Below are 21665 nucleotides of genomic sequence, written 5' to 3' on the forward strand. Positions count from 1 at the left end.
CAATTGCGGCGATGCAGGAGGCCAAACCCTACATCGGCCACAGCGCGAGGGTCTTCCCGTCGTAGGAGCGTGAAGGAATCGTCCGAAAACGAATTCCCTCACACTTTGCTGTCACCTAGATGACTTTGGCAATCGACGCGCAGACGTAGTCGATGTTCTTGCTGTTGAGCGCGGCCACGCACATGCGGCCGGTGTCGGTGCCGTACACGCCGAACTCGCTGCGCAGGCGCACCATCTGGTCCTTGCTGAGGCCCGAGTAGCTGAACATGCCGATCTGCTTGGTGATGAAGCTCATGTCTTCCTTCACGCCGGCAGCCTTGAGGCCATCGACCAGCTTCTGGCGCATGGCCTTGATGCGCACGCGCATTTCGCCGAGTTCCTTTTCCCACAGGGCGCGCAGTTCGGGGTTGCCGAGCACGGCTGCCACCACGGCGCCGCCGTGGATCGGCGGGTTGCTGTAGTTGGTGCGAATGGCGATCTTGAGCTGCGAGAGCACGCGGCCGGCTTCTTCCTTGTTTTCGCAGAGCACCGAGAGGGCGCCCACGCGCTCGCCGTACAGGCTGAAGCTCTTGGAGAACGAGGTCGAGACGAAGAAGGTCAGGCCGGCGTCGACGAACTTGGCGACAGCGGCGCCGTCTTCCTTCAGGCCGTAGCCGAAGCCCTGGTAGGCCATGTCGAGGAAGGGCACGAGGCCCTTGGCCTTGACGGCCGCGACCACCTGGTCCCACTGCTCTGGCGTGATGTCGTAGCCGGTCGGGTTGTGGCAGCAGGCGTGCAGCACGACCACGGTACCGGCGGGCGCTGCACTCAGGGCAGCCAACATGCCGTCGAAGTTGACGCCGCGCTTGGCCGCGTCGTAGTAGGGGTAGCTTTCGACCACGAAGCCCGCGTTGGTGAACAGCGCGCGGTGGTTTTCCCAGCTCGGGTCGCTGATCAGCACCTTGGCATTGGGGTTGAGCTTCTTGAGAAAGTCGGCGCCGACCCCAGCTCGGGTCGCTGATCAGCACCTTGGCATTGGGGTTGAGCTTCTTGAGAAAGTCGGCGCCGACCTTCAGGCCGCCCGTGCCGCCGATGCCCTGCACCGTGGCCACGCGGCCGGACTGCACGGGTTCGCTGTCGGCGCCGAAGACCAGGCCCTTGACGGCGTTGTCGTATGCCACGATGCCGTCGATCGGCAGGTAGCCGCGCGCCGTGGGGGCTTTCATCATGTTCTGTTCGGCGGCCTGCACGCACTGGAGCAGGGGCAGCTTGCCGTTGTCGTCGTAATAGACGCCGACGCCGAGGTTGACCTTGTTGGGGTTGGTATCGGCTGCAAATTGCTCGTTGAGGCCGAGGATCGGGTCGCGCGGTGCCATTTCGACCGCGGTGAACATAGACATGGAAAGGTCCTTTGGGATGAAAGCTTCGCTGGCAACCGGACTTGCGCTACGCTTTCCGGTTGCCTTGAATTTTACCGGCGCCATCGCCACCTGTCGGGAACAGCCATGCCAGAGAACAACGAAGCCATAGCAGACCTGAAGAAACTGGACCCGATCGGTCCGGCCAAGCAGGGCGAATTCATCAAGTATCCCGGTTCGCCATTCGAGCTTTTCCAGCCCTATCCGCCGGCCGGAGACCAGCCGAAGGCCATCGACGGGCTGGTGGAGGGCGTGCTCGACGGCGAGGTGTTCCAGACGCTGCTGGGCGTGACGGGCTCGGGCAAGACCTTTACCATGGCCAACGTGATTGCGCGCCTGGGCCGCCCGGCCATCGTTTTTGCGCCCAACAAGACGCTGGCGGCGCAGCTCTACAGCGAGTTTCGCGAGTTCTTTCCCAAGAACGCAGTCGAGTACTTCGTGAGCTATTACGACTACTACCAGCCCGAGGCCTACGTGCCCCAGCGCGACCTGTTCATCGAGAAGGACTCGTCGATCAACGAGCACATCGAGCAGATGCGGCTTTCAGCCACCAAGAGCGTGCTGGAGCGGCGCGACACGGTCATCGTGGCCACGGTGAGCGCCATTTACGGCATCGGCACGCCCGAGGACTACACGCAGATGCGTTTCATCATGCGGGTGGGCGACAAGATCGGCCAGCGCGACGTGATCGGGCGGCTGATCCGCATGCAGTACACCCGCAACGAGCAGGACTTTTCGCGCGGCACCTTCCGCGTGCGCGGCGACACGATCGACGTGTTTCCGGCCGAGCACAGCGAGCTGGCGATCCGCATCGAGCTGTTCGACGACGAGATCGAGTCGCTGCAGCTCTTCGATCCGCTTACCGGGCGCATCCGGCAGAAGATTCCGCGCTTTACGGTGTATCCGTCGAGCCACTATGTGACCCCGCGCGACAAGGTGCTGGGCGCGGTGGAAACCATCAAGATCGAACTGGCCGAGCGGCTCAAGGAGTTCGTCAGCCAGGGCAAGCTGGTGGAGGCGCAGCGGCTGGAGCAGCGCACCCGCTTCGACCTGGAAATGCTGGCCGAAATCGGCCACTGCAAGGGCATCGAGAACTACACGCGCCACCTTTCGGGCGCGGCGCCGGGCCAGCCGCCGGCCACGCTGACCGACTACCTGCCGAAAGACGCCTTGATGTTCCTGGACGAGAGCCACCAGATGGTCGGCCAGCTCAGTGCCATGTACAACGGCGACCGGGCGCGCAAGACCACGCTGGTCGAATACGGCTTCCGCTTGCCAAGCGCCTTGGACAACCGGCCGCTCAAGCTGGAGGAGTTCGAAACGCGCATGCGCCAGTGCATCTTCGTTTCGGCCACTCCGGCGCAGTACGAAAAGGACCATGCCGGCAACGTGGTCGAGCAGTTGGTTCGGCCGACCGGCCTGATCGACCCCGAAGTGGAGGTGCGCCCCGCCACGCACCAAGTGGACGACGTGCTGAGCGAGATCCGCATCCGGGTGGAAAAGAACGAGCGCGTGCTCATCACCACGCTGACCAAGCGCATGGCCGAGCAGCTGACCGACTACCTGGGCGACAACGGCGTGAAGGTGCGCTATCTCCACAGCGACGTCGATACTGTGGAGCGGGTCGAAATATTGCGCGACCTGCGGCTGGGCACTTTCGACGTGCTGGTGGGCATCAACCTGCTGCGGGAAGGCCTGGACATTCCGGAGGTGTCGCTCGTCGCCATCCTGGATGCCGACAAGGAAGGTTTTCTGCGCGCCGAGCGTTCGCTCATCCAGACCATCGGCCGCGCGGCCCGAAACCTGAACGGCAAGGCCATCCTGTATGCCGACCGGATGACCGACTCGATGAAAAAGGCGATCGACGAGACCGAACGCCGCCGCGCCCGGCAGATTGCCTACAACGAGGCCAACGGCATCACGCCGCGCAGCATCGTCAAGCAGGTGCGGGACCTGATCGACGGCGTCTACAGCGAGAAAACCGGCAAGGAAATGGCCAAGCTCGACCTGGAACGCGCCAAGGTCGAGGACATGAGCGAAAAGGACATCGCCCGGGAAATCAAGCGGCTCGAAAAGCTCATGCTCGAGCACGCCCGCAACCTGGAATTCGAGAAGGCGGCCCGGGTGCGCGACCAGCTGGCGCTGCTGCGGGAGCAGGCTTTTGGCGCTTCGGGCGGGGACAACATCGCCGTGTTGCCGTCCTAGGACGGGGTTCCGGTTTCTTCAAGCGGCCGCCGCTGGGGTTTACCCGAGCAAACCTCAGGGCCTTCTGTTATACTTGACCGAAATACTCAACAACAAAAAAAAGAACTTCGCGATGAAGAACCGATCCCATCGGCTGGGTTCACCAGCTTGAGGGGTCGGGCAGGGCGGAGACGAAGTCACCGCGGCCCCGGGCCACGGTGTCATTTCAACGGTAAGCACTTGAAGGAGCTTGCGATGCGTCTCACTACCAAAGGCCGTTTTGCGGTCACAGCAATGATCGATCTGGCGCTGCGTCAGAACACCGGTCCGGTCACGCTGGCTGCGATCAGCCAGCGGCAGCAGATTTCGTTGTCGTATCTCGAGCAGCTGTTCGGCAAACTGCGCCGTCACGAGCTGGTCGAGTCGACCCGCGGCCCCGGCGGCGGCTACAGCCTCGGCCGCAAGGCTGCGGATATCACCGTCGCAGACATCATTGTTTCCGTCGATGAGCCGATCGATGCCACGCAGTGCGGCGGCAAGGAAAACTGCCTCGGCGAAGCCGGCCGCTGCATGACGCACGAGCTCTGGGCATCGCTGAACCAGCGCATGGTCGAGTTCCTCGATTCGGTCACGCTGCAAAAGCTGGTCGACGACCAGATCGCCAAGGGCGTTCAGATCGAGAACAAGCCGGTCGTCAAGCGCGCCATTTCCGCGCAGCCGGTGGTCAAGCCGATTCGCGTGAACGCGCCGAATTCGGTCTTTGCCCTCGGCAACGTGTTCGCGAAGTCCTGATGTCCTGAGTGGTGGAGCGCCCGCGGGCGTTGCCACCGGAAGCGCAGATCAAAGAAAACAACCCCCACGCCAGCCCGAGCCAGCCATGGACGTAACTCCTCATTTCCCGATCTATCTCGACTACGGCGCCACCACGCCGTGCGACCCGCGCGTGGTCGACGCCATGATTCCCTGGTTGCGCGAGCATTTCGGCAACCCGGCATCGCGCAGCCATGCCTGGGGCTGGGAAGCCGAAGAGGCAGTGGAAAAGGCGCGTGGCCAAGTGGCCGAGCTGATCAACGCCGACCCGCGTGAAATCGTCTGGACGTCGGGCGCTACGGAGTCGATCAACCTTGCGCTCAAGGGTGCAGCCCACTTCTACAAGGGCAAGGGCAAGCACCTGATCACCCTGAAGACCGAGCACAAGGCCGTGCTCGACACCATGCGCGAACTCGAGCGCCAGGGCTTTGAAGTGACCTACCTCGACGTCGAGGAAAACGGCCTGGTCGACCTCGACAAGTTCAAGGCCGCGATCCGCCCCGACACCATCCTGGCAAGCGTGCTGTTCGTGAACAACGAAATCGGCGTGATCCAGGACGTGGTCGCGCTGGGCAACGCCTGCCGCGAAAAAGGCGTGATCTTCCACGTCGATTCGGCCCAGGCCACCGGCAAGGTCGAGATCGACATCACGAAGCTGCCCATCGACCTGATGAGCCTGGCTTCGCACAAGACCTATGGCCCGAAGGGCATCGGCGCGCTGTACGTGCGCCGCAAGCCGCGCATCCGGCTCGAAGCGCAAATGCACGGCGGCGGCCACGAGCGCGGCATGCGCTCGGGCACGCTGCCCACGCACCAGATCGTGGGCATGGGCGAGGCCTACCGCATTGCCAAGCTCGAAATGAAGGACGACATCGCCCATGCGCGCCGCCTGCAGAAGCGTCTGCTCGACGGCCTGAAAGACGTGGAGCAGGTGTTCATCAACGGCGACCTCGAGCAGCGTGTGCCGCACAACCTGAACATGAGCTTCAACTACGTCGAAGGCGAGTCGCTGATCATGGGCATCAAGGGCCTGGCGGTGTCGTCGGGTTCGGCCTGCACGTCGGCCAGCCTGGAGCCCAGCTATGTGTTGCGCGCCCTGGGCCGCAGCGACGAGCTGGCCCACAGCAGCCTGCGCATGACCATCGGCCGTTTCACGACCGAAGAAGAAATCGACTACGCCATCTCGACCATCAAGCACAACGTTGCAAAGCTGCGCGAGCTGAGCCCCCTGTGGGAGATGTTCCAGGACGGCGTCGACATCAGCACGATCCAGTGGTCGGCCCACTGACGCCGGACCGCACCAGGCTCCACGATTGAACAAAGTTTGAGAGGTACACCATGGCATATTCTTCCAAAGTCATCGACCACTACGAAAATCCCCGCAACGTCGGCTCCTTCGAAAAGGGCGACGACTCGGTAGGCACCGGCATGGTCGGCGCACCGGCCTGCGGCGACGTCATGAAGCTGCAGATCAAGGTCAACCCCGAGACCGGCGTGATCGAAGACGCGCGCTTCAAGACCTACGGCTGCGGTTCGGCCATTGCCTCGTCGTCGCTCGTGACCGAATGGGTCAAGGGCAAGACGCTCGACGAAGCCGCGGCGCTCAAGAACGCGCAAATTGCCGAAGAACTGGCCCTGCCGCCCGTCAAGATCCACTGCTCGATCCTGGCTGAAGATGCCATCAAGGCTGCCGTGAGCGACTACAAGGCCAAGCACGGCGTCAAGACGGCACAAGCCGAGCCGGCAGTCCACTGACATGGCCGTTACCTTGACCGAAGCCGCTGCGCGCCACGTGACCCGCTACCTCGGCAAGCGGGGCAAGGGCGTGGGCGTGCGGCTGGGCGTGAAGACCACCGGTTGCTCGGGCCTGGCCTACAAGCTCGAGTACGTGGACGAGTTCACGCCCGAAGACGTGGTGTTCGAAGACCATGGCGTGAAGGTGCTGGTCGACCCAAAGAGCCTGGCCTACATCGACGGCACGCAACTCGACTTCGTGCGCGAGGGCTTGAACGAAGGCTTCAAGTTCATCAACCCGAACGAGCGCGACCGTTGCGGCTGCGGGGAAAGTTTTCGCATCTGATGCGTCGTCGCTGACTGCGACAACAGCCGCCACCATGTCATGTGCTGGCGGTTTTTTCATGCCATGAATCTCAACGACACCGACTTTCAATTGTTCGCCGTCCCGGCCACGTTCGCGCAGGACCGCGCCGCGCTCGACGCGCGCTGGAAAGAGCTGCAGCGCGAAGCCCACCCCGACCGCTTTGCCGCGCAAGGCGCCGCGGCGCAGCGCGTGGCCATGCAGTGGTCGGTGCGCATCAACGAGGCTTATCAGCGGCTGAAAGACCCCATCCGCCGCGCGAGCTACATCTGCGAACTGAACGGTGCGCCGCTCAACGCCGAGAACAACACGGCCATGCCGCCCGATTTTCTGATGCAGCAGATGGAATGGCGCGAGGCGCTCGACGACGCGGACGATGTCGAAGCGGTTGAAAAGCTGCAGGCGGAGGTCGAAGCCGGCCGCGCGCGCGCGCTGTCGTCGCTCGACTGGCTGATCGACGAGAAGGGCGACTACCCCGCCGCCGCGCAGCAGGTGAGAGCCCTCATGTTCATTGAGCGTTTCGGCCAGGACGTCGAGGCCAAGTTCGATCAGTTGGGACAATAAGCCCTATATATGGCTCTTCTACAGATTTCAGAACCCGGCCAGGCGCCCGATCCGCATCAGCGCCGCATTGCCGTGGGCATCGACCTGGGCACCACGCATTCGCTTGTGGCCGCGGTGCGCAACGGCGTGGCCGAATGCCTGCCGGACGACAAGGGCCGCGTGTTGCTGCCTTCGGTGGTGCGTTATCTCGACGGCGACCGCCGGCAGATCGGCTTCGATGCCGTGGCGGCGCGCGGGCAAGACCCCGCCAACACCATCACCTCGGTCAAGCGGCTCATGGGCCGGGGGCTTGCCGACATCTCGAACCGCGAATCGATGTCGTACCGCATCGGCAGCAGCGACGGCGGCATGGTGAAGGTGCAGACGCTCGCAGGCGAAAAATCGCCAGTCGAAATCAGCGCGGAGATTCTCGCGACGCTGCGCTACCGCGCTGAAGACACCTTCGACGATGAACTCTATGGCGCGGTCATCACCGTGCCGGCCTATTTCGACGAAGGCCAGCGCCAAGCCACCAAGGATGCCGCGCAGTTGGCGGGGCTCAATGTGCTGCGCCTGATCAGCGAGCCAACCGCTGCAGCGATTGCGTATGGCTTGGACAACGCGAGCGAGGGCGTCTATGCAGTGTATGACCTGGGCGGCGGCACCTTCGACATCTCGATTCTCCGGCTGACGCAGGGTGTGTTCGAAGTCATCGCCACCGGTGGAGACTCGGCACTTGGCGGCGACGACTATGACCACGCGCTTGCCGGTTTCGTGCTCGCGCAGACCGGTGCCCACGCCGAGAGCGATGGCGACAAGGCTGCATTGCTGGTTGCCGCGCGTGCCGCCAAAGAAGCGCTGACCGATTCCGAATCGACCACTTTCCGCGCAGAGGTTGCGGGCCAGGCGATTCAATTCGAAGTGACCCGTGCGCAATTCGACGCGGCCACGAAGCCGCTCACCGACCGCACCATTGCCGCCGTGCGCAAGGCGCTGCGCGACGCGAAGCTCAAGCCGGACGAACTGCAAGGCATCGTGCTGGTGGGCGGTTCCACCCGCATGCCGCAGGTCCGCCGCGCCGTCGCCGAATTCTTCGGCCGCGAGCCGCTCGTCAACCTGAACCCCGACGAAGTCGTGGCGCTCGGCGCCGCCATCCAGGCCAATCAATTGGCCGGCAACAACGGCGCGGGCGATCTGCTGCTGCTCGACGTGATTCCGCTGTCGCTCGGCATCGAGACCATGGGCGGCCTGGTCGAGCGCATCGTGCCGCGCAACCAGACCATCCCCACCGCGATGGCGCAGGACTTCACCACCTATCAAGACGGCCAGACGGCCCTTGCGTTGCACGTTGTGCAGGGCGAGCGCGACCTCGTCGCCGATTGCCGGAGCCTCGCGCGCTTTACGCTGCGCGGCATTCCGCCGATGGCCGCGGGTGCAGCGCGCATCCGCGTGACCTTCACGGTCGATGCCGATGGCCTTCTGAGCGTCAGCGCCAAGGAGCAGGGCAGCGGCGTCGAGGCCAGCGTCACGGTCAAGCCGTCGTACGGGCTTTCGGACGACCAGATTGCGACCATGCTGCAGGAGAGTTTTTCCACGGCGCAGCAGGACATGCAGGCGCGTGCGCTGGTCGAGGCCCGCGTGGATGCCGAGCGCATGCTGCTCGCCACGCAGAGCGCACTCGATGCCGACGGCGATTTGCTGACCGAAGATGAACGTGCCGCCATCGACGCTTCGATGGCAAAGCTGCGCGAAGCCGCCACGGGCACAGACGCCGCCACGATAGAAGCCGCCACCAAGGCGCTGGCCAACGACACCGAAGCCTTCGCCGCCCAGCGCATGAACGCGGGCATTGCGCGTGCCTTGTCGGGCCGCAAGGTCGAATCCCTCTAAGAACAGCATGCCCACCATCAAGATTTTTCCGCATCCCGAATACTGCCCGCAGGGTGCAGAAATCACGGCGCCGGCCGGCACCTCCATATGCGAGGCGCTGCTCGACAATCACATCAATATCGAGCACGCGTGCGAGATGAGCTGCGCCTGCACCACCTGCCACGTCATCGTGCGCCAGGGGTTCAGTTCGCTGAACGAAGCCGAAGAGGGCGAGGAAGACCTGCTCGACCGCGCCTGGGGCCTGGAGCCACAATCGCGCCTCAGCTGCCAGGCCATCCTGGCGCAGGAAGACGTGACGGTCGAGATTCCGAAATACTCGATCAACCACGCCAAAGAGAACCATTGAGAGAGCCCCCGAATGTCGCGCCAGATCGTCCTCGACACTGAAACCACCGGCCTTTCCGCCGAGAACGGCGACCGCATCATCGAGCTCGGCTGCGTGGAGCTGTTTGCGCGCAAGCTTACGGGCAACGACCTGCACATCTACTTCAACCCCGAGCGCGAGAGCCATGAAGACGCGCTCAAGGTGCACGGCCTCACGACCGACTTCTTGCGCGACAAGCCAAAGTTCGCCACGCTGGCCAACGACATCGTCGAGTACCTGCGCGGCGCCGAGCTGATCATTCACAACGCGGCCTTCGACGTCGGCTTTCTCAACAAGGAACTCGAGCTGGCCGGCCTGCCGCCGCTGCGCACCTTCGTCGGCGAAGTGACCGACACGCTGGCCATGGCCAAGCAGGTGTATCCGGGCAAGCGCAATTCGCTCGATGCGCTTTGCGACCGCTTTGGCGTCGACCGCTCGAACCGCACCTTTCACGGCGCCAAGCTCGACGCGCAGCTGCTGGCCGACGTGTACATCAATCTCACGCGCGGCCAGGACGCGCTCTTGATCGATGTGTCGTCGAACGAGCCGGCGCAGGGCACCACGGTGGTTGCCATCGACCTGAGCCAGTTCGACCTGCCGGTGATCATTGCGGGCGAGCAGGAGCTTGCGGCGCATGAGGCGGTGTTGTCGCAGCTCGACAAATCGAGCGGCGGGCGCACGCTGTTTCGGCAAAACGGCTGAAATGCTGTGGCATAATCGAAGGCTTCGCGCAACGCGATTAATTCAACGGCACCGAAACACGGCGCCAGAGAATTGACAGGGCGGTTAGCTCAGGGGTAGAGCACAGCATTCACACTGCTGGGGTCGGAGGTTCGAAGCCTCCACCGCCCACCAAATTCCCCCAAACGAAATCAGCGACTTGGATTGTCCAAGTCGCTTTTTGTTTTGCGCGCCGCTTTTGGGCCCGCCGCACGCAACTGTCGACTCGTGCTGACGCCAGTTCCCGCTTCGCACCGGCCCAGTTTGCTGGCCGAACGCGTACACCCACCGGGAAGGAGACCGACCATGGCCACTCACCCCGACATTCCGCCAGACCTGCCCGTGGAGCCCGACGAAGGGCCGAGCACGCCGCCCGACGATCCGACCGATCCCGAGCCTCCGCCCACCATCTCGTGAATCCGGCGCGCGGGCCGCGATAAGCTCGCGCCATGGATGAACTTGATTGCGCCGTCATCGGCGGGGGTGTGGTGGGCCTGGCAGTGGCGCGCGCGTTGGCGCTCGCGGGCCGGGAAGTGGTGGTGCTCGAGGCGGAAGGTGCCATTGGCACCGGAACCAGTTCCCGCAACAGCGAGGTAATTCACGCGGGCATCTACTATCCGCAGGGCTCGCTCAAGGCCCGGCTGTGCGTGGAGGGCAAGCAGGCGCTTTATGAATATGCCGCGGAGCGCAGCTTGCCGCACAAGCGCTGCGGCAAGCTGATCGTGGCGACCTCGCCCGAGCAGATGGCGCAGCTCGAAGTCATTCGCGCCAAGGCTGCGGCCAACGGCGTCCATGACCTAGTGCTGCTGACCGCGGACGAGGCCGTCGCGATGGAGCCGCAGTTGCATTGCGTGGCCGCATTGCACTCGCCGAGTACCGGCATCGTCGACAGCCATGCGCTGATGCTGAGCCTGCTGGGCGACCTGGAGAACGCAGGCGGAATGCTGGCGCTGAAATCGCCCATTGCACGCGCGGAATGTGGCGCGGACGCTATTGTGCTGGTAGCGGAAGACGGCACGGCGCTGCGCTGCAATACCGTCATCAATGCGGCGGGGCTCAACGCGCCTGAGCTGGCCAGGCGATTCGAAGGCCTGCCTGCGGCAGCCGTACCGACGGCGTACTTTGCAAAGGGCAACTACTTCACCCTGTCTGGACGTGCGCCTTTCACCCGGTTGATCTACCCGGTGCCCGAGGCCGGCGGCCTGGGGGTGCACCTGACGCTCGATCTGGGCGGCCAAGCCAAGTTCGGCCCCGATGTGCAATGGGTGGAGTCGGCCGACGACCTGGTGGTGGACCCGGCGCGCGGCGACGGCTTCTACGCCGAGGTGCGCAAGTATTGGCCCGCGCTGCCTGAAGGGGGATTGATACCGGGTTACGCCGGCATGCGCCCGAAGATTTCCGGACCGAACGAGCCCGCCCGCGACTTCATGATCGAAGGACCCGAGTCGCACGGAGTGAGGGGGCTCGTCAATCTCTTCGGCATCGAATCGCCGGGGCTCACGAGCAGCCTTGCCATCGGAGGCTATGTGGCTCGCTTGCTTGAAAGCGCCTGACGGAGGCCGCGCAGCCCCTTTGTGTGCAGAAGTCTGAAGAACTGCCGCGCATGAGGGGCTTTTGTGCCTGTAACATGACACCACGCCATTTGCTGGCGTGAAGCCGCCGGCGCGGTGCCGGTGTCATCACGGAGGAAAGATTCCAATGAGTGCATCCAACAACATCGAGGCAGCAGCCGAAGACATCGCGAGCGACGTGCGCGGCGTGCTGGCCAGCAAGGACCTGGATTCGGTTCCCCACATCAAGGCGCTGCGCCAGCGCATCGACACCAAGCTTGCCATTGCACGCGAGCTTGCGGCGGAGAAGAGCAAGATCGCAGCCCAAAAGGCTCGCGAGGCGGCCAACACCGCCAACGCCTATGCCCACGACGAACCATGGCAGATTGCCGGCGCAGCGCTGGCCGTCGGTGTGCTGGTGGGCTTGCTGCTTGGCCGCCGCTGACCTGAGCGCACACCGCCGCGTGGTCCGTCGCCGAGCAGGAGCCGGCGCATGAGGTTGCTGTCCCTGTTCGGGCTCAATGCCCGTTTGCGGCGGCTTCGCATTGCTGCGGCCGAAGGTGCGCTGGCCGCCGAAGACCGCGTGCAACTCCTGCGCATGGCGTGGGAGGACGAAAAGCAGCGCCTCAAGCTGATGCTCGTGCTCGTGGTGGCCGTGCTCGGGCTGACCACGGTGGCGGTTGCGTTGCTGTCGATGGCGGTGGTGGTGCACTTCTGGGACACGCCGCATCGCGTCGCTGCAGCGTGGTCGGTGGCTGGTGTGTGGATCGTGCTCTGGCTTGGCGCCGCAGTGGGATTGTTTCTGACGGTTCGCAACGCGTCGAACAGCTTTGCTCCTGCGCGCCATGAATTCGAACGGGACTGGACCTGGGTTCAGGACCGCTTCGGGCTTGGCATGGACCCTGACCAAGATGAAGAGGCGCCGCGTCCACGGCGGCCCGCCACGCGCGAAGAACTGCTGGCCCGCATGGACCGCCAGCGCGAACGCATTGCCACCATGCAGGGCGATCCGCGCAAGCCGCAGCCCGCCGGTGCGGCGGCTCCGGAAGCACCGCCCGCGGACGAAACGGCCTCTGCCGCTGCGCTGCGCATTGCGCGGGAGCATCCGGTGGCCACGGGCGTCGTCGCTGCGGTGGCGCTGGTGGTGATTCGTCCCAAGCGGCTGTTGCGCTGGGCAGCGGTCGTTGCGCCGGTGCTCTGGCGCATGCGTTGAAAACCGGCGCTGAAAACCAGCGCTGAAAACGCGCGAACGCTCAGGCAGCGCTGCGAGCTTGCAGCAACGCCTGAGCCGCTTCGCGCACGAGGGCCGGGCCGCGATAGATGAGCCCGGTGTAGATCTGCACCACGTCGGCACCCGCGGCTATCTTGGCCTTGGCATCGGCCCCACTCAGGATGCCGCCCACCCCGACGATCGGAAAGCCTGCTCCCAGCGCCGCGCGCAACTGGGCGATCACGCGGTTGCTCGCCTCGCGCACGGGAGCACCGGAAAGCCCGCCGGCTTCATCGGCATGCGGCAGGCCCGCAACGGCGTCGCGCGCCAGGGTGGTGTTGGTGGCAATCACGCCATCCATGCCGTGGCGCTGCAGCGTGGCGGCGATGACCGCGACTTGGCTTTCGTCGAGATCGGGCGCGATCTTCACGAACAGTGGAACGCGCTTGCCGCCGCGGTCGGCAAGCACCTGGCGCCGCTCGGCAATGGCACCCAGCAACGCGTCGAGCGCTTCGTCGCTCTGCAGCGTACGCAAGTTGGCCGTGTTGGGGCTCGAGATATTGATGGTCACATAGTCGGCATGCGCATACACGCCGTCCAGGCAGGCCACATAGTCGTCCACCGCCCGCTCGATGGGGGTGCTGGCGTTCTTGCCGATGTTGAGGCCGAGCAGCATCGGCTTCTTGCCCGCGCTGCTGCCGTTCTTGCGAAAGCGCGCCTTCTGCACGTTGGCCAGAAAGGCATCGAGTCCCTCGTTGTTGAACCCGAGCCGGTTGATCAGCGCATCGCGCTGCGGCAGGCGGAACATGCGCGGCTTGGGGTTGCCCGGCTGTGCTTTCGGCGTGACGGTGCCGACCTCGACAAATCCGAAACCCATGGCGGCAAAAGCGTCGATGCAGCGAGCGTTCTTGTCGAGTCCGGCCGCCAGGCCGACGCGATTCGGGAATTGCAGCCCCGCGAGGGTGACTGGGTCTTCGACGCGTGAAGCGGCGTACGCGCAGGCCAGCGGCGTGTTCTGGGTGCGGGCCAGGCCGTCGAGGGTGAGTTCGTGGGCATGTTCCGGGTCGAAGCCGAACAGAAAGGGCCGGGCCAGGCCGTAGAGCGAAGAGGGGAGCAGGGGCATCGGATAATTCTCGACTTCAATGAGCCAAGGATTCTCCGCGATGACTGCACCCGTTTCTCCTTCTTCCGCTCCCGGCGCCGGCGCCATCTCCCAGGACGAGCTCAAGGCACAGGTCGGCCGCGCTGCGCTGGCCTACGTGGTGAAGGGCGAAATCGTCGGCGTGGGCACCGGTTCGACCGTGAACAAGTTCATCGACGCCCTGGCCACCATCAAGGACCAGATCAAGGGCGCGGTGTCGAGCTCGGTCGCCTCGACGGAACGCCTGCGTGCCCTGGACATTCCGGTGTTCGACAGCAATGAGGTCGAGGAGCTCAGCGTTTATATCGACGGCGCGGACGAGATCGATCATCGCGGCTTCATGGTGAAGGGCGGCGGCGCGGCGCTCACGCGCGAAAAGATCGTGGCGGCGCAGTCGCGGCGCTTTGTGTGCATTGCCGACGCATCCAAGCTGGTCGACACGCTCGGCGCCTTTCCGCTGCCGGTGGAAGTGATTCCAATGGCGGCGCGCCGGGTCATGCGGCAGTTCGAAGCCATGGGCGGCATTGCGCAGGTGCGCGAAAAAGACGGCGTCGCGCTGGTGACCGACAACGGCCAGCACATCGTCGACGTCACCGGGCTGCGAATCAGCGATCCGCTTGCCTTCGAGTCCCAGGTGAGCCAATGGCCGGGCGTGGTCACCGTCGGTGTGTTCGCTCACCAGAAGGCCGACGTGTGCCTGCTGGGCACGCCTTCGGGCGTGCAAACGATGACGTTCGGGTGAAGAGAAAAGCGGCTGCCGGTTTCCACCAGCGGCCCGCTCAGGAACCGCTCAGAACTTGATGCCCGCCGGGTTGCTGGGAGTCGGCCCGCTGGGCGCGGGCGCAGGCTGCTGTGGAGCAGGCGCGGCCGGCGCGGGTTCGCGCGCCACGGGTGCCGCCTGCACGGCAACCAGCGGTCGGGCCGGCGGGTTGCGGTAAGTCGCCGGCAGGCTGTTGCTCTTCGGATAGCCCGCGGCATCGAGGTACTGCGACCATTCGGTGTCGGAAAAGCCCTTCAGCTGCTGCGAACCGATCGTCAGCAACGGCAGCGAGGCCTGGCTGCTCATCCGCTGCAGTGCCTCGACGTCCTGGTTGCTCTTGATGGTGCGTTCTTCAAAAGGAATGCCGCGCGTGGTGAGCAGCGACCGGGCGGCGCCGCACGGCGCGCATTCTTCACCGGTGTACAGCGTGACTGGGTAGCGCTGTGCCACCTGGCGCAGTTCATACGGCAAGCCGGCATTGGCCGGCGGCGTGATGCCGGCTTGCGGGCCTGCGGCGGGCTCGGTGCTGGCGGTGGGGGCCCGGTCCGAGAAAGTGACCTTGCCGTTCTTGTCGACGTTGCGGTAGATCGGCTGGGCCATGGCGCCCGCCGCGACGAGCAGCAGGGCGAAGCCGGACAGGCGATGCAAGGAGGTTTTCTTTTGGATCGAATGCATTGCCTGAGTATCGCAAGCTTCAGGCCCGCTTCAAACGGGCTGGGCCTGCGCCATGCCCTGGTGTCGCAGCAGCGCATCAAGCTGCGGCTCGCGGCCGCGGAAAGCCTTGAATGAATCCATGGCGCTGCGGCTGCCGCCCGCTTCGAGGATGGCTTGGCGGTACCTGCGGCCGGTCTCGATGTTCGGCTGGCCGTCGGCGCCCACGCTCTCCTCGAAGGCGGCGTAGGCGTCGGCGCTCAGCACTTCGGCCCACTTGTAGCTGTAGTAGCCGGCCGCGTAGCCGCCCGAGAAGATGTGGCTGAAGGTGTTCGGCGTGCGGCTGAAAGGTGGCGCAGGCATCACGGCCACTTCAGCGCGCACCTTGCCCAGCAGCGCGAGCACGCCGCCCGGCTGCGCGTTGGCGGCCTGGTATTCGGTGTGCAGCAGCATGTCGAACAGCGAGAACTCGATCTGGCGCAAGGTCTGCAGGCCGCTCTGGAAGTTCTTGGCGGCCGTCATCTTGTCGAACAGCGCGCGGGGCAGCGGCTCGCCCGTATCGACATGGGCGGTCATGTGCCTGAGCACGTCCCATTCCCAGCAGAAGTTTTCCATGAACTGGCTCGGCAGTTCGACGGCGTCCCATTCGACACCGCTGATGCCCGAAACGTCGCGTTCGTTCACCTGCGTGAGCATGTGGTGCAAGCCGTGGCCGAATTCGTGGAAGAGGGTGGTCACGTCGTCGTGCGTGAGCAGCGGCGGCTTGCCGTCCACACCGCTCGCAAAGTTGCACACCAGCTGCGCCACCGGCGTTTGCAGGGTGCCGTCGTCGGGCCGCAGCCAGCGTGCGCGCACGTCGTCCATCCAGGCGCCGCCGCGCTTGGCGGCACGGGCCGAAGGATCGAGATAGAACTGGCCGACCTTCTGCACGCCGCCAGCCGTCTGCCGCTCGATGCGATAGAACTCCACGCTCGGGTGCCATGTAGGGGCGCTGTCGCGCCGAATGGAAACCTCGAACAGCGTCTCGACGATCTTGAACAGGCCGGCCATCACCTTGGGAGCCGGGAAGTACTGCTTCACCTCCTGCTCGCTGAAGGCATAGCGCGCTTCCTTCAGCTTTTCGCCGATGTAGCTCCAGTCCCAGGCCTGCGGATCGGCAATGCCCAACTGCTCCGACGCGAAGACGCGCAGGTCGGCCAGGTCGCGCTCGCCATAGGGCTTGGCCTTGGCCGCGAGGTCGCGCAGGAACTTGATCACCTGCTCGGGCGATTCGGCCATCTTGGGCACGACCGAGAGTTCGCCGAAATTCCTGTAGCCGAGGAGCCTGGCTTCTTCTTCGCGTAGCGCGAGGATCTCGTTGATGAGCGCGGTGTTGTCGAAGGCCGGGTCGCCCAACTCGCTGGCGCGCGTGACATACGCGCGGTAGAGCGTTTCGCGCAGCGCGCTGCTCTTGGCAAACTGCATCACAGGCAGGTAGCAGGGCATCTTGAGCGTGAGCTTGTAGCCTTGCTTGCCCTCGGCTTCGGCGGCCGCGCGGGCGGCGCCGATCACGTCTTCAGGCACGCCCTCGAGCTCGCCGAGCGATGCGTAGTACGAGAAAGCGTCGGTGGCATCGAGCGCGTTCTCGCTGAATTTCTGGCTCAGCTCGGCCTGGCGTTCCTGGATGTCGGCAAAGCGCTTCTTCGCATCGCCCTGCAGTTCTGCGCCGCCGAGCACAAAGTTGCGCACGGCATTGCGATGCGCCTGCCGCTGCTCGGGGTTGAGGGTGGCCACGTCGATGGCCTTGTACTTTGCGTACAGGCGCTCATCGGAACCCAGGCGGGTCCAGAACGCGGTGACGCGGGGCATGGCGTCGTTGTAGGCGGCGCGCAGCTCCGGCGTATCGGCCACGGCGTTGAGATGGCCCACGGCGCCCCAGGCGCGGCTGAAGCGTTCGGACGCTACGTCGAGCACCTTCGAAATCGCATTCCAGTCGGCCGGAAAGTCAGCCGCCGTGACGGTTTGCAGCGCCGCCTCGGCATCGGCCAGCAAGATGTCGACCGCGGGCGCGACGTGCTCGGGCTTGATGCGGTCGAACAGCGGGAGATCGGCGAAGTCGAGGAGGGGGTTGGTCATGGAAATCACTTTGCGGCGCGTTCCGCAGCTTCAAGGGTGTTGGCGAGCAGCATTGCGCGCGTCATGGGGCCGACGCCGCCGGGCACGGGGGTGATCCAGCTGGCCACTTCCTTGACGCCGTCGAAGTCCACGTCGCCCGCCAGCTTGCCGTCTTCCTTGCGGTTCATGCCCACGTCGATCACCACGGCGCCGGGCTTCACCATGTCGGCCGTCAGCAGGTTGCGCTTGCCCACGGCGGCAACGATCACGTCCGCTTGCCGGGTGATGGCGGCCAGGTCTTGCGTGGCGCTGTGGCAGATGGTGACGGTGGCGTTCTTGGCCAGCAGCATCATGGCCATCGGCTTGCCGACGATGTTGCTGCGGCCGATGACCACCGCGTGCTTGCCGCGCAGGTCGTAGCCGATGGATTCGAGCATCTTCATGCAGCCGTGCGGCGTGCAGGGCCAGAAGCCCGGCTGGCCGACCATCAGCGCGCCGGCGCTGGCCACGTGGAAGCCGTCGACGTCCTTGGCCGGAGAGATGGCTTCGATGACACGGTGACTGTCCATGTGCTTGGGCAGCGGCAGCTGCACAAGAATGCCGTGTACCTGCGGGTCGTCGTTGAGTGCCTCGATGCGGGCCAGCAGTTCTGGCTCGGTCATGCTGGCGGAATGGCGCTCGAGATGCGCGGTGAGCCCGGTCTGGCTACTGTCGTTGACCTTGTGCTTCACGTAGACCTGGCTCGCCGGATCTTCACCCACCAGGATGATGGTCAGCGTGGGTTCCACGCCGCGCGCCTTCAGCGCGGCAATACGTCCTGCAACATCGGCGCGGATCTTTTGGGCGAGCGCGTTGCCATCGATCAATTGAGCGGTCATCGGTTTCGATTTTCCAAGTAAAAACGCCCGCTTGCGCAGGCGTGGGGAACATTCGTTGCTATCGGGGAGATAGCTGGTTTTCAGGCCTTGGCTGCGGGCGCCGCCTGCCCAAGCGCGATCTTGAGCAGATCGGCCACGGTGTTGGCGTTGAGCTTTTCCATGATGTTGGCGCGGTGCGCCTCGACCGTCTTGATGCTGATGCCCAGGTCGTCGGCAATCTGCTTGTTCAGGCGGCCGGCGACGATGCGCTCGAGCACCTGGGCTTCGCGGCCGGTGAGCTTGGACAGGAGCGCGTCGCGGCTTGCCGACTGCTGGTGCTGGGTGAAGGCGCCGCGCGCGTGCTCGAGCATGCGCTCGACCAGCGTGACGAGTTCTTCGTCGTTGAAGGGCTTCTGGATGAAATCCATGGCGCCCTTCTTCATGCTGTCGACTGCCATCGGCACGTCGCCGTGGCCGGTGATCACCACGATGGGCAGCGGGGAGCGCCGCTCGATCAGCCGGTCTTGCAGCTCGAGGCCGGTCATGCCGGCCATGCGGATGTCGACGATCAGACAGGCGACTTCGCGCGGGTCGTATCGGGAAAGAAAGGACTCGGCGGAATCGAAGCAGCGAACCCTGTAGTCCTTGCCCTCGAGCAGCCATTGCAGCGAATCTCGTACGGCCTCGTCGTCGTCGACGACATAGACAGTGCCCTTCTTCGGAATCAAACTCATGCAGGTACCTTTGCCTCGTCGCTTGCTACGGAACTGGGAGCGTCCAACACCGGAATCCAGAAGGAAAAACGGCATCCGATCACATCCGGGCCATTGTAGATGTTCTCCGCCTGCATCCGTCCGCGGTGCGACTCGACGATGGTGCGGCACAGATTCAGCCCGATGCCCATGCCTTCGGGCTTGGTGGAGAAGAAGGCCTCGTAGAGGCGGTCCATCACTTCAGGGGCCAGGCCCTTGCCGGTGTCCTGCACCGAGAACTCGATGGCGTTGTGGCCCTCGATCACCTTGGGCAGCACGCGCAGCTCCACGCTACGGCGCGCGAGCGGGCGCTCGGCAATGTCGATGGCTTCGGCCGCATTCTTCAGCAGGTTGACCATCACCTGCTCGATCAGGATGGGGTCCACGCGCACCACCGGTAGCCGCGCCGCCACATAGTGGTTGAGCCGCACATTGCGCCGCCGCAGCTCGATGCCCGCCAGTTCGACTGCCTCGCTCACCATGGTGGCCACGTCGGCGGGCGTGCGATTGGGCTCGCTGCGCTTCACGAAGGAGCGGATGCGCTGGATGATCTGGCCCGCGCGCTGCGCCTGCTTGGAGGTTTTTTCCAGCGCCGCGAGCAGCGCCTCGGTGTCGATCGATTGCCCCTTGATACGGGACATCATTCCGTTGCAGTAGTTGGTGATGGCCGTCAGCGGCTGGTTGAGCTCGTGCGCCACGCTGGAGGCCATTTCGCCCATCGTGATCAGGCGGCTTGCGGCCTGGGCGCGGTCGGCCTGCGCGGCCGCCTGTTCCTCGGCGTCGCGCCGCGGTGTGATGTCCGTGGCAATCACGAGCTGGGCTAGCCGGCCGTCGACCCAGGTGAGGTAGCGCGAACGCACTTCGAGCCACTTGCCCAGGTGCGGCACGAAGATCTCGTTGTTGGCGGTCTGGGCGGCGGTCAGCGTATCAATCGGCAGGCCCGCGTAGGGGTCGACGTCGTCCAGGCCCTCGTCGTGCGCATTGGAGGCCGGCACGCCGGCCTGCGCCACCATGCCCAGGTGGCCCACGGTGTCGGAACCGAACCAGAGCCGGTACAGCTTGTTTGCGAACAGCAGCTCTTCGCTGCCGATGGGCGCCACCGACACCGCGGCGTCGAGCGCCTCCAGCACGGTAGTGAAGCGCTCGTAAGAAGCAGACAGCTGCTCGCGGATGCGCGTGGGCTCGGTGATGTCGGTCATCGAGGTCATCCAGCCCGTCTGGTGGCCGCGCGCATCGATCAGCGGCGACACATACAGCCGTGCATTGAACACGCTGCCGTTCTTGCGCTTCACGCGCACCTGGAAGCCGCCGGGCAGGGCGCGGCCGTGCAGTTCTTCCTCGAGCCGCTCGTTCATGACTTCGCGGTCCGATTCCAGCCAGTAGGGGAAGGGCGGCGTCTGGCCTACCAGTTCGGCTTCGCTCCAGCCCGTCATCGCGCAGAAGGCGGCGTTCACGTAGGTGATGCGCCCCTGCAGGTCGAGCACGCGCATGCCGGTGAGCATGGAGTTTTCCATGGCGCGGCGGAAATTGGTCTCGGCAACCAGCCGTTGCTGCGCCTGTTGGCGCCGGCGGGTGTGCCGCCAGGTGCCGATCAGCATCCAGCTCGTGAGCACGCTGAGTGCGCAGACCAGCCAGAACAAGCCATTGCCGACCACCCCCTGCGAGGTGCGGTAGGCCTGCGCGCGCAGCACCAGCGCGTTGCCGACGGGCGACACCGGCACTTCGTATTCGTTGGTTCTTTCGGACCACGGCAGCAGGCGCGTGCCGCCTTCCCTCGGGCTCACGGTGTTGCCCGCAATCGGATTGCCCTTGGCATCGAGCAGCGACACCGCATAGCGCGCCTGCACTTCCGATGGCATGCCGTAGCGCAGCAGGCCGTCGATCGAAAACTCGCCCAGCACCACGCCCGCGAACAGGCCCTGGTCGAAAAGCGGAATGTGCAGCTGCAGCATCGCCGTCGGGTCGCCGCCTGCCATGGGCTGGGAGAACACCGGCTGGCGCAGCTCGCGCGCCAATGCGTAGTTGCTCTCGATGTCGCCTGGCCGCAGCACGTCGCCGATCAGGTGTTGCTGCGCCGGGTGCACGCTCGGCGCGGAATAGCCGGCCTTGAAGCGGCGGCGATCGTCGATCCAGGTGACCGTCTGAAGCTCGGGGAACTGGCTCACCAGCGATTCCGCGCGGCTTGCGAACTCGACCGGATCGATTTCGCGGTTCGACGCGTCGCGCGCAATGCGCATCAGCTGTTCCTGTCGTTCCAGGAGGCGCAGGCGCATGCGTTGCTGCGCGTATTCGACGTCGCGCCGAACCGATTCCTGCTCTCGCTCGACTTCCTCGGTGCGCAGGTACCAGAACGCCGAAACGATGGCGGCAAGAAACAGCAGCACCGCCGCAATGGGCGCGAGCATGGCAACTGCGTCTTGCAGCACCGGCGTTTGCCGGCGCCACCAGCGGCGCCACCAGGACAGAGGGGACGCATTCACGGCGCTGCGGGCCACCGCCAGCGGAGAGGAAAGAGGCATCTTCCGAGTTTAGGGGATGCACCCTTGCGCAGCGCAGGAAAGAGGCGCGGGCATTGGTTCCGGTGCGGCTGCAGCCATGACAACCCTGATCATAAATATCACATTAAGAAATCAATGTGCGCCAT

General features: G+C 64.8%; 20 protein-coding genes, 1 tRNA gene and 1 pseudogene. 15 read left to right on the forward strand and 7 right to left on the reverse strand.

All coding sequences use genetic code 11. The features are described from left to right. Window positions 1–115: 115 nt before the first annotated feature. Window positions 116–1379, reverse strand: a pseudogene (locus QHG62_RS08670) (amino acid aminotransferase). A 105-nt stretch (window positions 1380–1484) separates the two neighbouring features. Between QHG62_RS08670 and uvrB the strand changes: the two are divergent. The 14 genes from uvrB to QHG62_RS08740 all read left to right on the forward strand — a co-directional run bounded on the left by uvrB (window position 1485) and on the right by QHG62_RS08740 (window position 12769). Then, on the forward strand, window positions 1485–3602 hold the full coding sequence (gene uvrB / locus QHG62_RS08675; protein ID WP_281150496.1) for an excinuclease ABC subunit UvrB: 2118 nt from the start codon (window positions 1485–1487) through the stop codon (window positions 3600–3602). A 234-nt stretch (window positions 3603–3836) separates the two neighbouring features. Next, the gene (gene iscR, locus QHG62_RS08680) at window positions 3837–4373 is read left to right on the forward strand and encodes a Fe-S cluster assembly transcriptional regulator IscR (RefSeq protein ID WP_093237517.1); all 537 of its coding nucleotides are present in this window, start codon (window positions 3837–3839) and stop codon (window positions 4371–4373) included. 85 nt (window positions 4374–4458) lie between these two features. Continuing rightward, complete coding sequence (locus QHG62_RS08685) at window positions 4459–5679, forward strand: IscS subfamily cysteine desulfurase (protein ID WP_258505813.1); 1221 nt, start codon at window positions 4459–4461, stop codon at window positions 5677–5679. A 50-nt stretch (window positions 5680–5729) separates the two neighbouring features. Continuing rightward, complete coding sequence (iscU, locus tag QHG62_RS08690; protein WP_126747244.1) at window positions 5730–6146, forward strand: Fe-S cluster assembly scaffold IscU; 417 nt, start codon at window positions 5730–5732, stop codon at window positions 6144–6146. A gap of 1 nt (window position 6147) precedes the next feature. Further along, on the forward strand, window positions 6148–6471 hold the full coding sequence (gene iscA / locus QHG62_RS08695; protein WP_007828190.1) for an iron-sulfur cluster assembly protein IscA: 324 nt from the start codon (window positions 6148–6150) through the stop codon (window positions 6469–6471). Window positions 6472–6534: 63 nt separating this feature from the next. Continuing rightward, window positions 6535–7053: a Fe-S protein assembly co-chaperone HscB gene (hscB, locus tag QHG62_RS08700; protein WP_281150497.1), complete on the forward strand. Its 519-nt coding sequence runs from the start codon at window positions 6535–6537 to the stop codon at window positions 7051–7053. 9 nt (window positions 7054–7062) lie between these two features. Next, window positions 7063–8922: a Fe-S protein assembly chaperone HscA gene (hscA, locus tag QHG62_RS08705; protein WP_281150498.1), complete on the forward strand. Its 1860-nt coding sequence runs from the start codon at window positions 7063–7065 to the stop codon at window positions 8920–8922. Between the two features lie 7 nt (window positions 8923–8929). Next, window positions 8930–9268, forward strand: a complete 339-nt coding sequence (gene fdx / locus QHG62_RS08710; protein WP_258505820.1) for an ISC system 2Fe-2S type ferredoxin — start codon at window positions 8930–8932, stop codon at window positions 9266–9268. Window positions 9269–9280: 12 nt separating this feature from the next. Further along, window positions 9281–9988, forward strand: coding sequence for a DNA polymerase III subunit epsilon (gene dnaQ, locus QHG62_RS08715; protein ID WP_281150499.1), 708 nt, complete (start codon window positions 9281–9283; stop codon window positions 9986–9988). A 78-nt stretch (window positions 9989–10066) separates the two neighbouring features. Continuing rightward, window positions 10067–10141, forward strand: a tRNA-Val gene (locus QHG62_RS08720). Window positions 10142–10312: 171 nt separating this feature from the next. Continuing rightward, window positions 10313–10423, forward strand: a complete 111-nt coding sequence (locus QHG62_RS08725) for a stereocilin (RefSeq protein WP_281150500.1) — start codon at window positions 10313–10315, stop codon at window positions 10421–10423. 32 nt (window positions 10424–10455) lie between these two features. Further along, window positions 10456–11559 carry an NAD(P)/FAD-dependent oxidoreductase gene (locus tag QHG62_RS08730; protein ID WP_281150501.1) on the forward strand — a complete coding sequence of 368 codons (1104 nt, stop codon included), beginning with the start codon at window positions 10456–10458 and terminating at the stop codon, window positions 11557–11559. 145 nt (window positions 11560–11704) lie between these two features. After that, window positions 11705–12001, forward strand: a complete 297-nt coding sequence (locus QHG62_RS08735) for a glycine zipper domain-containing protein (protein WP_126747251.1) — start codon at window positions 11705–11707, stop codon at window positions 11999–12001. A 48-nt stretch (window positions 12002–12049) separates the two neighbouring features. Next, window positions 12050–12769, forward strand: coding sequence for a phage holin family protein (locus QHG62_RS08740; protein WP_281150502.1), 720 nt, complete (start codon window positions 12050–12052; stop codon window positions 12767–12769). Between the two features lie 40 nt (window positions 12770–12809). On the opposite strand, the gene QHG62_RS08745 is transcribed toward QHG62_RS08740, so the two are convergent. Then, window positions 12810–13889 (reverse strand): quinone-dependent dihydroorotate dehydrogenase, encoded by a 1080-nt coding sequence (locus QHG62_RS08745; protein WP_281150503.1) that lies wholly within the window; start codon window positions 13887–13889, stop codon window positions 12810–12812. 40 nt (window positions 13890–13929) lie between these two features. Between QHG62_RS08745 and rpiA the strand changes: the two genes are divergently transcribed. Beyond that, the gene (gene rpiA / locus QHG62_RS08750; protein ID WP_281150504.1) at window positions 13930–14649 is read left to right on the forward strand and encodes a ribose-5-phosphate isomerase RpiA; all 720 of its coding nucleotides are present in this window, start codon (window positions 13930–13932) and stop codon (window positions 14647–14649) included. A gap of 48 nt (window positions 14650–14697) precedes the next feature. On the opposite strand, the gene QHG62_RS08755 is transcribed toward rpiA, so the two are convergent. From QHG62_RS08755 to QHG62_RS08775, 5 genes are all read right to left on the reverse strand, one after another. Further along, window positions 14698–15342: a glutaredoxin family protein gene (locus QHG62_RS08755; RefSeq protein WP_281150505.1), complete on the reverse strand. Its 645-nt coding sequence runs from the start codon at window positions 15340–15342 to the stop codon at window positions 14698–14700. A 30-nt stretch (window positions 15343–15372) separates the two neighbouring features. Next, a complete protein-coding gene (locus QHG62_RS08760) occupies window positions 15373–17433 on the reverse strand; it encodes a M3 family metallopeptidase (RefSeq protein ID WP_281150506.1) in 2061 nt (686 codons plus the stop codon). Window positions 17434–17438: 5 nt separating this feature from the next. Next, window positions 17439–18290, reverse strand: a complete 852-nt coding sequence (gene folD, locus QHG62_RS08765; protein ID WP_281150507.1) for a bifunctional methylenetetrahydrofolate dehydrogenase/methenyltetrahydrofolate cyclohydrolase FolD — start codon at window positions 18288–18290, stop codon at window positions 17439–17441. 80 nt (window positions 18291–18370) lie between these two features. Then, window positions 18371–19003, reverse strand: coding sequence for a response regulator transcription factor (locus QHG62_RS08770; protein WP_012747279.1), 633 nt, complete (start codon window positions 19001–19003; stop codon window positions 18371–18373). Continuing rightward, the gene (locus QHG62_RS08775) at window positions 19000–21540 is read right to left on the reverse strand and encodes a PAS domain-containing sensor histidine kinase (RefSeq protein WP_258505829.1); all 2541 of its coding nucleotides are present in this window, start codon (window positions 21538–21540) and stop codon (window positions 19000–19002) included. Before QHG62_RS08775 ends, QHG62_RS08770 begins: the two co-directional genes overlap by 4 nt. Window positions 21541–21665 lie beyond the last annotated feature (125 nt).

Origin of the sequence: Variovorax paradoxus, assembly GCF_029919115.1 — a bacterium.
Taxonomy (GTDB): Bacteria; Pseudomonadota; Gammaproteobacteria; order Burkholderiales; family Burkholderiaceae_C; genus Variovorax; species Variovorax paradoxus_O.

What these genes read in the sequence shown, in the direction of transcription:
- uvrB (WP_281150496.1), top strand. Translation starts at nt 1,485, where the DNA reads ATGCCAGAGAACAACGAAGCCATAGCAGACCTGAAGAAACTGGACCCG.
- iscR (WP_093237517.1), top strand. Translation starts at nt 3,837, where the DNA reads ATGCGTCTCACTACCAAAGGCCGTTTTGCGGTCACAGCAATGATCGAT.
- QHG62_RS08685 (WP_258505813.1), top strand. Translation starts at nt 4,459, where the DNA reads ATGGACGTAACTCCTCATTTCCCGATCTATCTCGACTACGGCGCCACC.
- iscU (WP_126747244.1), top strand. Translation starts at nt 5,730, where the DNA reads ATGGCATATTCTTCCAAAGTCATCGACCACTACGAAAATCCCCGCAAC.
- iscA (WP_007828190.1), top strand. Translation starts at nt 6,148, where the DNA reads ATGGCCGTTACCTTGACCGAAGCCGCTGCGCGCCACGTGACCCGCTAC.
- hscB (WP_281150497.1), top strand. Translation starts at nt 6,535, where the DNA reads ATGAATCTCAACGACACCGACTTTCAATTGTTCGCCGTCCCGGCCACG.
- hscA (WP_281150498.1), top strand. Translation starts at nt 7,063, where the DNA reads ATGGCTCTTCTACAGATTTCAGAACCCGGCCAGGCGCCCGATCCGCAT.
- fdx (WP_258505820.1), top strand. Translation starts at nt 8,930, where the DNA reads ATGCCCACCATCAAGATTTTTCCGCATCCCGAATACTGCCCGCAGGGT.
- dnaQ (WP_281150499.1), top strand. Translation starts at nt 9,281, where the DNA reads ATGTCGCGCCAGATCGTCCTCGACACTGAAACCACCGGCCTTTCCGCC.
- QHG62_RS08725 (WP_281150500.1), top strand. Translation starts at nt 10,313, where the DNA reads ATGGCCACTCACCCCGACATTCCGCCAGACCTGCCCGTGGAGCCCGAC.
- QHG62_RS08730 (WP_281150501.1), top strand. Translation starts at nt 10,456, where the DNA reads ATGGATGAACTTGATTGCGCCGTCATCGGCGGGGGTGTGGTGGGCCTG.
- QHG62_RS08735 (WP_126747251.1), top strand. Translation starts at nt 11,705, where the DNA reads ATGAGTGCATCCAACAACATCGAGGCAGCAGCCGAAGACATCGCGAGC.
- QHG62_RS08740 (WP_281150502.1), top strand. Translation starts at nt 12,050, where the DNA reads ATGAGGTTGCTGTCCCTGTTCGGGCTCAATGCCCGTTTGCGGCGGCTT.
- QHG62_RS08745 (WP_281150503.1), bottom strand. Translation starts at nt 13,889, where the DNA reads ATGCCCCTGCTCCCCTCTTCGCTCTACGGCCTGGCCCGGCCCTTTCTG.
- rpiA (WP_281150504.1), top strand. Translation starts at nt 13,930, where the DNA reads ATGACTGCACCCGTTTCTCCTTCTTCCGCTCCCGGCGCCGGCGCCATC.
- QHG62_RS08755 (WP_281150505.1), bottom strand. Translation starts at nt 15,342, where the DNA reads ATGCATTCGATCCAAAAGAAAACCTCCTTGCATCGCCTGTCCGGCTTC.
- QHG62_RS08760 (WP_281150506.1), bottom strand. Translation starts at nt 17,433, where the DNA reads ATGACCAACCCCCTCCTCGACTTCGCCGATCTCCCGCTGTTCGACCGC.
- folD (WP_281150507.1), bottom strand. Translation starts at nt 18,290, where the DNA reads ATGACCGCTCAATTGATCGATGGCAACGCGCTCGCCCAAAAGATCCGC.
- QHG62_RS08770 (WP_012747279.1), bottom strand. Translation starts at nt 19,003, where the DNA reads ATGAGTTTGATTCCGAAGAAGGGCACTGTCTATGTCGTCGACGACGAC.
- QHG62_RS08775 (WP_258505829.1), bottom strand. Translation starts at nt 21,540, where the DNA reads ATGCCTCTTTCCTCTCCGCTGGCGGTGGCCCGCAGCGCCGTGAATGCG.